The 11,032-nt window shown below is 52.7% G+C and carries 7 protein-coding genes; 2 read left to right on the forward strand and 5 right to left on the reverse strand.

Annotation, left to right across the window (positions count from 1 at the left end; genetic code table 11):
* The first annotated feature begins 163 nt into the window (after positions 1-163).
* Positions 164-577 carry a Holliday junction resolvase RuvX gene (ruvX, locus tag Q0628_RS08930; RefSeq protein ID WP_072978821.1) on the forward strand — a complete coding sequence of 138 codons (414 nt, stop codon included), beginning with the start codon at positions 164-166 and terminating at the stop codon, positions 575-577.
* A 36-nt stretch (positions 578-613) separates the two neighbouring features.
* On the opposite strand, the gene fabF is transcribed toward ruvX, so the two are convergent.
* The 5 genes from fabF to ilvD form a co-directional block, all read right to left on the reverse strand.
* Positions 614-1,861: a beta-ketoacyl-ACP synthase II gene (gene fabF / locus Q0628_RS08935; RefSeq protein ID WP_298770246.1), complete on the reverse strand. Its 1,248-nt coding sequence runs from the start codon at positions 1,859-1,861 to the stop codon at positions 614-616.
* 35 nt (positions 1,862-1,896) lie between these two features.
* Positions 1,897-3,627 (reverse strand): AMP-binding protein, encoded by a 1,731-nt coding sequence (locus tag Q0628_RS08940; RefSeq protein WP_298770248.1) that lies wholly within the window; start codon positions 3,625-3,627, stop codon positions 1,897-1,899.
* Between the two features lie 18 nt (positions 3,628-3,645).
* Positions 3,646-4,416 (reverse strand): DUF2334 domain-containing protein, encoded by a 771-nt coding sequence (locus Q0628_RS08945; protein ID WP_298770250.1) that lies wholly within the window; start codon positions 4,414-4,416, stop codon positions 3,646-3,648.
* Between the two features lie 80 nt (positions 4,417-4,496).
* On the reverse strand, positions 4,497-6,209 hold the full coding sequence (gene thiC / locus Q0628_RS08950) for a phosphomethylpyrimidine synthase ThiC (protein WP_298770253.1): 1,713 nt from the start codon (positions 6,207-6,209) through the stop codon (positions 4,497-4,499).
* Positions 6,210-6,276: 67 nt separating this feature from the next.
* Complete coding sequence (gene ilvD / locus Q0628_RS08955) at positions 6,277-8,136, reverse strand: dihydroxy-acid dehydratase (RefSeq protein WP_298770256.1); 1,860 nt, start codon at positions 8,134-8,136, stop codon at positions 6,277-6,279.
* Between the two features lie 210 nt (positions 8,137-8,346).
* Here ilvD and Q0628_RS08960 point away from each other — a divergent pair.
* The coding region (locus Q0628_RS08960) for an InlB B-repeat-containing protein (RefSeq protein ID WP_298770257.1) at positions 8,347-11,032 on the forward strand (2,686 nt) is incomplete at its 3' end.

The following is an 11,032-nucleotide window of genomic DNA, read 5'->3' on the forward strand; positions in this document are numbered from 1 at the left end:
ATAGAAAAATGTACAAAAACCCTAGATATTGGAGCTCGGAAAAGCGACGAGATGTGCAAAATTGCCGAAAATCAAGAAAATGTAAAAAGGGAAATTTTTCCCGCGCTTGGCGACCATTTTTTCACCGAGTCTACCGCTATTCTTTATTGCTATATTTCGCTCTATGAACTACCTTGCGCTTGACTATGGTGAACACCGCGTCGGGGTCGCTTTTGCCGACTCCGAGTTCCGTATGGCCTTTTCGCGAGAAACGATTGATCAGAAGACGACGAATTTGTTCGTGCGTCTTGATGAACTCGTGAAAATCAACAAGGTAGACGCCTTTGTGGTGGGAATGCCGTATCACCCTGATGGCCGTAAAGACGGCAAGAACGTGGTGGTGGAGAAGTTCATCGAAGACTTGAAAACGCGTTTCCCGGGCATGCCTGTGTACACGCAGGACGAATCCTACTCCAGCGTGCAGGCGCAAGAAAAAACTTCTTACTTTAGCAAGAAGAAAAAGCAAAAAAATAAGGCGGTCATTGACCAGTTGGCCGCTGCGATTATTTTACAACGATGGCTTGATGAACAAGCTTAGAGATTTCTCTAAGCTCTAAGTTCTTCCAACTAAGTTCTATTTGTATTTCTTAATAATCACGACACCGTTGTGACCGCCGAACCCAAGTGAGGCGGACGCGGCGACGTCAATGTTTCCTTCGATTCCCTTGTTCGGAACGTAATCGAGGTCGCATTCCGGATCCGGAGTCTCGTAGTTGATGGTGGCGGGGTAGAACGAGTCGCGAATCGCAAGAGTCGAGACGATGGCCTCGCATACACCGGCGGCTCCGACGCAGTGGCCGGTCATGCTCTTGGTGCTCGACACCTTGATCTTGTAGGCGTGTTCGCCGAGGGCGACCTTGAGCATGGCGGTTTCGGTCGCGTCGTTCAGATGCGTCGAGGTTCCGTGGGCATTGTAGTAGTCGATGTCCGTCGGGGCAATGCCTGCGTCCTTGATGGCGCGGGTAAGTGCCTTGGCACAAGTTTCTCCACCCGGGCGCGGGCTTGTGATGTGGTAAGCGTCGGCAGATGCACCGTAGCCAGCGAGTTCGGCGTAAATCTTTGCTCCGCGTGCCTTGGCATGTTCCAGTTCTTCGAGAATGAGCACAGCACCGCCTTCACCCATCACGAATCCGGAACGGTTCAAGTCGAACGGGCGGCTGGCCTTTTCCGGGCAGTCGTTGAATTTGTCTGTAAGGGCGTGCATGCCGGCGAAGCTCTTGATGCTGTAATCGGTAATGCCGCTTTCGGAACCACCGGCAAGGCAGATATCCAGGCGACCTGAGCGGATAGCGTCGAGGGCGACACCGATAGCGTCAGTACCCGAAGCACATGCCGTGCAGACCGTGTGGGCCTGGCCCGTAATGCCGAGGGCGATAGAAACGTTTGCGCCCGCTTCGTTCGGAATCAGCTGCGGCATGGCCAAGGGCGATACCTTGCGCTTGCCGCCGTTCATGTACTGCGTGTAGGTGGAATCGATAATGTCCATGCCACCGAGGCCTGTACCAGCGACAATGCCAGTGGTATCTTGGGCAAGGTCTTCGGGCGTAAGGCTTGCGTCTTTGACTGCTTCTTTGGAGGCGGCGAGCAGGAACTGCGTGAAGCGGGCCATGCGGCGAGCTTCCTTGGGGTCGATATCGTGTTCTTCGGGCTTAAAGTCCTTGACTTCGGCCGCAATCTTTACCGGACAGCTGCTTGCGTCAAAAAGGGTGATGGGACCGACTCCGCACTTGCCTTCGCGAATGGCTGCCCAAAAATCGTTAATGTTCTTGCCAACGGGAGTCACGGCTCCCATACCGGTGATTACTACGCGTCTTTTTGTCATGTAATACTTAAATGTTGATTGTTTAGCTCTAAATTTTAATTCTCTTTTTCGTCGGTCTTGGGCTGTTCTGTGTTGGCTGCGTCCTTAGCGGCAATAGCTGCACTTGCGTCTTCCTTATCCTTGTCGCGGATAGAGGCGCGACGGATTTTTCCGCTGATGGTCTTCGGCAGTTCCGACACGAAGTCGATAATGCGAGGGCTCTTGTAAGAGGCGGCCACGTTCTTTGCGAACAGCTGGATTTCTTTGGCGAGTTCCTTCGAGGCTTCGTAGCCCTTCTGGAGCACGACGGTTGCCTTCACGGCCTGTCCGCGGGACTTGTCTTCGACGCCAGTCACAGCTACTTCGAGCACGGCCGGGTGCTTGTGGAGCACTTCTTCGACTTCGAAGGGGCTGATGCGGTAGCCGGAGCTCTTGATCAGGTCGTCGGTGCGGCCCACGAACCAGAAGAATCCGTCCTTGTCGCGGGTAGCGGTGTCACCGGTATGGTAAACGCCGCCCTCGAATACTTTCTGGGTGCGTTCTTCGTCGCGGTAGTAGCCGCCGAACATGCCGAAGGGCTTGCCTTCGTCAATCTTGATGATGATTTCGCCGACTTCGTCGGGACCGCAGCTCTTGCCGTCGGCATCCACGATATCCATGCGGTAGCCGGGGGAGGGCTTGCCCATAGAACCCGGGCGCGGTTCCATCCATTCGAAGTTGCCCGTAGTGAGCGTCAGTTCTGTCTGGCCGTAGCCTTCGTGCAGGCGGAGCCCCGTCTTTTCGAAGAACTTCTTGTAAATGTCGAGGTTCAATGCCTCGCCTGCGGTGGTGCAGTACTTGAGGCTTGAAAGGTCGTACTTTTCAACGCCGTGCTGCAAAATGTAGCGGTAAACAGTCGGCGGCGCACAGAAGGTGGTCACCTTGTATTCCTGCATCTTTTCGAGCAACTTGCCCGGAATGAACACGTTCATGTCGTAGGTGAATACGGCAGAACCTGCAATCCACTGGCCATAAATCTTTCCCCAGAGCGCCTTGGCCCAACCGGTTTCGGCAACGGTTAAGTGGCGGCCTCCGTCAATCACGTTCTGCCAGTACATGGCGGTCACGATGTGACCGAGCGGGTAGCTGAAGGTGTGGGCGACCATTTTCGGGTTGCTGCTGGTGCCACTCGTAAAGTAGACGATCATGATGTCGTCGTTGTGCGTGGCTGCATCGCCTGTGGGGCGCGGGAAACTCGGCGGGCAGATTTCGTAGTCGTCGTAGAAGCTAATCCAGTTTTGACGGGACTGTCCGATGGTCACGAGGGTTTCGACAATGTGCGTGTGTTCGCAGGCGGTGTCAATTTCCTTTTGAAGCGCCGGATCGTCGTAAGAGACGACCATCTTGATGTCGGCGGCCTTAAAGCGGTATTCCAGATCTTCGGCGGCGAGCATGTTCGTTGCCGGAATGGCAATGGCACCAATGCGGTGGAGCGCCAAGAGGAAGAACCAGAATTCGTAGCGACGGCGCAAAATCAGCATCACGCGGTCGCCCTTCTTGATTCCCTTTTCTACCAAAAAGTTCGCGGTGCGCTGCGAGGCAATCGAAAGGTCCTTGAAGGTAAAGATATGGCTTTCGTCGTTGTCGTCGCACCAGACTAAAGCTTCGCGTTTGGGTTCGGTCTTCGCGTATTCGTCGACCACGTCGTAGGCGAAGTTAAAGTCATCGGGAATATTGAGCTTAAAGTTTTCGTAGAGATCCTCGTAAGAGGAGTACTCGGTTCGTGTTAGGAATCTATTGAGTATCATTTGTGTCTCTCCGGTCTCTTATAGATCCTGGTACATGATCTTTTCACGGTGCCTAGAGGCGAACTTCACAAGTGAGAGCAGATTCTCTTCACCCATGGCTTTCATGTCGCCGGCGTGAATCACTAGGCGAGGGGTCCCCCTGTAAATAAGGAGGGCGAGGCGCGAGAAGACCTGCATGGCTCCGAGGAGGGCCTGAGGGAAAATTGAGAAGGTCAAAATCTGCGAGAAAGACTGCTTTACTTTCTTACCGACCTTGCGGTAAATGTAGAGCATGTCTTCGTAAAAGTTGAATTCTTCGAGCACCTGCTTCTTGAGGTGCTTGTTGTCGAGCCAGACCGGGGCAATGAATCCGGATGGGCGGCCAAAGCCGTGTGCCTTCCAGAGGGCGATGCTTCGGTTCAGGAGCATTTGCGAAAGTTTCTTGTTGAGTCCTGCAAATTCGGCCCCGTTGTGCGAAATGGCGAGCGCGAGCTTGCCGATGGGATTACGCTTGATGAACAGGTCTGCGTTGTGGCGCACACCGTGGAGCAAGATTTCGTAGCCTTCCTGCACGAATTTTCCGATTTCTTCGCGGAAGGCGTCGGCTTCGGATTCAGGGACGCCCCCGATAGAGGGAACGACGGCAATCGAGATGGGTGAACCGGCGGCAGCGGCAATCTTTCGAATTTCTTCGGCGGATTTCTTGCAGTTTTTCACGTTAAAATTATGATAGCACAGCAGGTACTTCTTCTTTTTGTGAAGAATGGCTTCGGCGGCGCGGATGTCGGCAATGTCCTTGTTGATTTCCATAGGGGTAACCTTTTCTATTTATACACATCTAAAATAGAAAAACAGGGTTCGGTAGACCCTGTTTTTTTATTCTGTTAGGCTTATACATCACCTACTTCGCCGGTCTTGACGAAATTCCGAACGGCACGCGTAATGCGCATGCTGCAGAAGTTCGGCCCGCACATGCTGCAAAAATGGCTTGCCTTCGCCTGGCTGCCGGGGAGCGTCTTGTCGTGGAATTCCATCGCCTTCTCGGGGTCGAGGGATAGTGCGAACTGGTCGTTCCAGCGGAAGTCGAAGCGGGCGCGCGAAAGGGCGTCGTCGCGGAACTGCGCTGCGAAATGGCCCTTTGCAAGGTCGGCCGCATGGGCGGCGAGCTTGTAGGTGACCACACCTGCGCGCACGTCGTCGCGGTCGGGGAGCCCGAGGTGTTCCTTGGGCGTCACGTAGCAGAGCATGGCGGTGCCGTACCAACCGATTTGTGCTGCGCCGATGGCCGACGTAATGTGGTCGTAACCGGGGGCAATGTCGGTGGTGAGGGGGCCGAGCGTGTAGAACGGAGCGCCGTGGCACTTTTCGAGCTGGCGCGCCATGTTGTCCTGAATCTTGTGCATGGGCACGTGGCCCGGGCCTTCGATAATCACCTGCACGCCGTATTCCCATGCAATCTTTGTGAGCTCGCCGAGCGTGTCCAGTTCTCCGAACTGGGCCGCGTCGTTGGCATCGGCGAGGCTTCCCGGACGCAGGCCATCGCCCAAAGAAACGGCAACGTCGTAAGCGGCGAGAATCTCGCAGATTTCGCGGAAGTGCGTGTACAAGAAGTTCTGCTGGTGGTGGCGCATCTGCCAGAGGGCAAGGATGGATCCGCCGCGGCTCACGATACCCGTGGTGCGCTTGGCGGTGAGCGGAATGTGTTCCAGCAAGAGGCCCGCGTGAATCGTGAAGTAGTCCACGCCCTGTTCCGCCTGCTCAATGAGTGTGTCGCGGTACAGTTCCCACGTGAGTTCTTCGGCCTTGCCGTTCACCTTCTCGAGCGCCTGGTAAATAGGCACCGTGCCGATAGGGACGGGGCTGTTGCGGATAATCCATTCTCGCGTTTCGTGGATGTGCTTTCCGGTGGAAAGGTCCATCACGGTGTCGGCGCCCCAGCGCACGGACCAGGCCATCTTTTCGACTTCTTCTTCGATAGAAGAGGTGATGGCGGAGTTTCCGATGTTGCTGTTGATTTTTGTGAGGAAGCGGTTGCCGATAATCATCGGTTCGCATTCCGGGTGGTTGATGTTCCCCGGCAGAATCGCGCGGCCCGCGGCGATTTCGTCGCGCACGAATTCCGGCGTAATGGGGGAGCCTTCAATTTTGATCTTGCCCTGGGCCTGCAGTTCGTCAAGGCGCTGGTTTTCGCGGATGGCCACGTATTCCATTTCCTTGGTGACGATTCCCTTGCGGGCGTAGTCGAGCTGCGTCAAGTGGTGCCCGGCCTTCGCGCGGAGCGGGTGATGCTCGGCGTTAAAGCGCAGGTGGTCGAGCTCGTGGTTTGCACGGCGGGCGCGTCCATAAGCCGACGTCATGTCGTCCAGCTGTTCGGCGTCGCCACGTTCCATAATCCACGATTCACGGAAACGCTCGATGCCCTTCGTCACGTCGAGCTTGGCGTCTACATCGCTGTAAGGGCCGCTCGTGTCGTACACGGGAACCACGGGCGTTTCGGGGTCTTCAGTCAAAATTTCGCGCATTCCCACGCGGATGTCCGGGTACATTTTCCCCGGAACATACACCTTGCGGGAATTCATGAAGGGCTTCAGCAAAGAGTCCATTATATTATCCTAAGTGTGTCATCCTGAGCGAAGGGCGTTGCCCGTAGCCGAAGGAGCTAGACTCGAATTACTTTACTCCAATCAGAGACAGGTCGCGCACGGCACCCTTGTCAGCGCTGGATGCCATGGCGGCGTATGCCTGCAATGCCTTGGACACCTTGCGGTCGCGGTTTTCAGGTTTCCATGCCTTGGCGCCGCGTGCTTCCATTTCCTTGCGGCGTTCGGCGAGTTCTTCGTCGGTGAGCTGCACGTTGATGCTGCGGTTCGGAATGTCGATTTCGATGACGTCGCCCGTGTGCACGAGGCCGATGTTACCCTTGTTGGCGGCTTCCGGAGAAGCGTGACCGATGGAGAGGCCGCTCGTTCCGCCGGAGAAACGACCGTCGGTGAGCAGAGCGCAGGACTTGCCGAGGTGACGGCTCTTGAGGTAAGAGGTGGGGTAGAGCATTTCCTGCATGCCGGGGCCACCCTTCGGGCCTTCGTAGCGGATCACGACCACGTCGCCAGCCTTCACCACGTTCGGGTCGAGAATGCCCTTCACGGCATCTTCCTGGCTTTCGAACACCACGGCGGGGCCGGTGAACTTGAAGATGGATTCATCGACGCCAGCGGTCTTCACGATGCAGCCGTCGATTGCGAGGTTACCGTACAGAACAGCGAGGCCGCCGTCCTTGGTGTAGGCGTGTTCGCCGTCGCGGATAGCACCCGTGGCACGGTCGAGGTCGTGGTCTGGGTACATGAAGTTCTGGGAGAAGGCGACCAGGTTGTACTTGCGGCCCGGGCCTGCAAGGTAGCGCTGCTTGGCTTCTTCGCTCGGGTTGCGCTTGAGGTCGTTTACTTCGAGAGCTTCGCCCATGGTCTTCGCGTGGACGGTCTTCGCGTCCTTGTGGAGCAGGCCCATGCGGTCGAGTTCACCGAGAATGCCCATGATGCCTCCGGCGCGGTTCACGTTTTCGATGTGGATGTTGTGAACGGTCGGGGCCACCTTGCAGATGCACGGCGTGTTGCGGGAGAGGCGGTCGATGTCCTTCATGGTGAAGTCGACGCCCGCTTCCTGGGCCACGGCGAGCAAGTGGAGCACGGTGTTGGAGGAGCCGCCCATGGCGATGTCGAGGCGCATGGCGTTTTCGAAGGCGTCCTTCGTGGCGATGCTACGCGGGAGGATGCTGTCGTCGTTCAAGTCGTAATACTGGTGGCAGAGTTCCACGATGCGCTTACCGGCGGCTTCGAACAGCTTCTTGCGTTCGGCGTGGGTCGCGACGATGGTGCCGTTACCGGGTAGGCTAAGGCCCAGCGCTTCGGTCAGGGAGTTCATGGAGTTTGCGGTGAACATGCCGGAGCAGGAACCGCAAGTGGGGCAGGAGTTCGCTTCGATGGCGGCCACGTCTTCGTCCGAAACAGAGCTGTCGGCGGAATCGATCATGGCGTCAATCAGGTCGAGGGCACGGTCCTTGCCGTCCTTCGTGGTCACGTGGCCAGCTTCCATCGGGCCGCCGCTCACGAAGATTGCCGGAATGTTGAGGCGCATGGCGGCCATGAGCATACCCGGAGTCACCTTGTCGCAGTTGGAGATGCACACGAGGGCGTCGGCGCGGTGGGCGTTTGCCATGTATTCGGTGGAGTCCGCAATCAGGTCGCGGCTGGGCAAACTGTAGAGCATGCCGTCGTGGCCCATGGCGATACCGTCATCGACAGCGATGGTGTTCATTTCTTTGGCGACACCGCCGGCGGCTTCGATCGCGCGGGCGACCACCTGGCCCAAGTCCTTCAGGTGAACGTGTCCCGGAACAAACTGGGTATAGCTGTTCACCACGCAAATAACGGGCTTACCAAAGTCTTCCACCTTGGTTCCAGTTGCGTGCCACAGGGCGCGTGCACCGGCCATTTCACGGCCTTCCATAGTCTTGAGCGAACGAAGTTTCGGCATAGTAATCCTCATAAAATAGCGCTGCACCATACAGATGTCAGCTAAAAATTTTGCAGAAATCTAGAAAAATGTCCAAAATTTGAAAAAATAACGACTTGATTAGTGGTTTATATCACTATGTAACGTTTTTGTAATATTACTTTAACATTATATTTTTCGCCTGATTGTAAATTTTTCTAAATTTAGGTGTTGGGAAAAGGGTATAAATAAATGGAAAAGAAGGTCCATCTTATGAAAAATACCAAATTCAAATTAAATCAGATCTTTGCCTTAATCATTCTGCTCGCTTTCGGCCAGGGGTTTGCTGCAATGGGGTCGTGGCGTGATCATGTGAGCAAAAAAACGCCAAATAATCCGACGGGTGAATGTTATGAAATTGAAACGCCTGATCAACTTGCTTGGTTTGCAAAGAATGTGGCTGAAGGCTGTGCCAAGTTGGTTGCAGATTTGGATATGAAGGGTGAAGGCGAAGGGTATTATTGGGTCCCCATTGCGGCAGGAGGAACGGCTAGGGCTGTCAATTTTGATGGCAATGGCCATATCATTCGAAACCTGTACATAAGTGCTGAAAAACTTTTGGAGAAGTACCCTACGCAAAAATACGCTCAGAATCTTGGCCTTATCGGAGCCTTTAAGGGACATGTGCAAAATGTGATTCTAGAAAATGTTCAAGTATATGCCTATGGTAATAATTACAGTACTACCAATACAACGGATCCGGTTAAGGGCCCGCTTTCCATCGGTACTGTTGTTGGTTGGCAGAGTGGTGGTGGTAAGGTTGAAAACTGCTATGTTACGGGAACGATGCTGACTATTGGTGATGGACAGGCTGTTGGAGGAATTGTTGGCAATAATGGCGGCGGAACGATTAGTAACTGTTATAGTGCTGTAAATATCACTGCCAGCGGTATTGCCTATGTTGGGGGAATTGCTGGATATTCGAAAAATTATAACGGTGATGTAACTATTTCGTCTTGCGTTTATGCCGGTGAAACACTTTCTGCTGTTGGAGAAGGAACTGTAATAATTAATGGAAAGGAAGAATACTTTGTTTCTGATGCAGGCGCCATTGTCGGAAACCATTATAATGGCTTGACCACTTTTGAAAATGTTTATTATGATAGCGACATGTTTGATAAGGGGGTGGGCGCAACAATGGGTGGAACTACCAAGGGCGAACCTTCTGGGGAGTCGGAATTAAATTCAGATTTGATAGCATGCACTCTTAACGGCGGTGAAATACAACAAGACGGATCCTGTTCCAAGGAAGGTGCGTGGTCTGCTGGGGAAGACGGTCTTTCTCTGAATGGTTATGGCGCAGATGGCTACAAGATTGTCTTCGATGCTAATGGCGGTTCATTTGCCGGTGGGACGACTTTTGTCAAATATGTAAAGCCTGGCAATGTTGTCAATAACGAAGGGGTCAATGATCCGACATGGGGTGAAAACCATGCTTTTATTGGTTGGGCTCTTTCTGCGGATGCGTCTGAATCGGAAAATCTTGGAAATCCTTCAAAGGACAAAGTGGTCTATGCTGTATGGAACCCTGTTTATACGATTACATTTAGTGCTGCGCCCGGAAAATTTATCAGTGGTGATGATGAAAAGACCGTAAAGATCGAACGCGGTAAGAAAATTTCTATTGGTGACGCATTTGGCAATCCGACAAGAGAAAATTATTACTTTAGAGGTTGGGCTCCAAATGAAGATCCTTCGGTAGAAGAGGCTCTTGTTGACGAAAATACGGGCCTTGATGCCCTTCCTGATGCAAGTGAAAATAGAACATTCTATGCAGTTTGGACAGAAGTCCCTACGTACATAGTTACTTTCCATTCAAATGGACATGGCCCCACGGTTTCCAAGTATCTTGAGGTCCTCGAAAACCAGACTATAGAAGGCCTGTCTGAAGAACAATTTGGAAGCGCTGTAGGATATGTCTTAGATGGTTGGTGCCATGACTCTGAATGCAAAAATGTTTTTAATTTCTCCACAACACCTATAACAAGTGATATAACCGTTTATGCAAAGTGGGTTAAGCAATCTTATCTTGTAAATTATGTTTTGAATTGTGACGAGAATTGTTCAGCAACCAACGCATCTTCTTATACAGTTGATGGCCTTGCGCTTAATGTCCCCAATGATTGGGATGGCCATCATTTTGTTGGATGGTCTGAAGAAAACAATGGTGCGGATGTAAAAAATTCAATTCCTGCTGGTGAGACGGGTGAGAAAACCCTTTACGCCATATGGAATGTCGATGCTTTTACGATTACATACAATGCTGGTGCTTATGGTAAGGGTAATCTTATCCCGATTGTACAAATGAAATATGGCGAGTCGCATACTATTTTAGGGAATCAGTTTACGCGTGATGGATTTACGCAGGAAGGCTGGTCCACAAGCGATGGTAGCAAAGTGGCTGAATATAGTGTTGGTCAATCAATTAGCAATGTCTCGCTAAACCTCTATCCGCACTGGGTCTTGAAGAATAATACTATTGCGGTAAAGGTTGTATCGGCAGAATTTCCGTATGATGGAAAAGAACACGCTGCAGAATGTAGTGTTGAAGGCGAGGTCCCCGAGGGATTTACTATTTCTTCGTCTTCTTCTCCCACGGTACTAAAGGTTTCTGATGGGAAAAAGACGGCATCATGTACTTTGGTTATAGAAGATGAAACCGGTATGGACGTTACTGAATCTTTCACGATTGTATCTTCTAAAGGCTCAATTTCTGTTAAGGCTGCAGAAACGCCGATTGGGGCTTTAACAATCCTTGCGGATGAAAATGGAAAGAGAGCTGTCATCAACGGTACCTATGCAGGAAATGATGAGACTGAAATCACTTCTAATATTGTAGTTAACAGCGTGACATTGGATCGTACATTCAATGCGAACA

It is taken from the genome of uncultured Fibrobacter sp., assembly GCF_937877005.1.
Lineage (GTDB): Bacteria > Fibrobacterota > Fibrobacteria > Fibrobacterales > Fibrobacteraceae > Fibrobacter.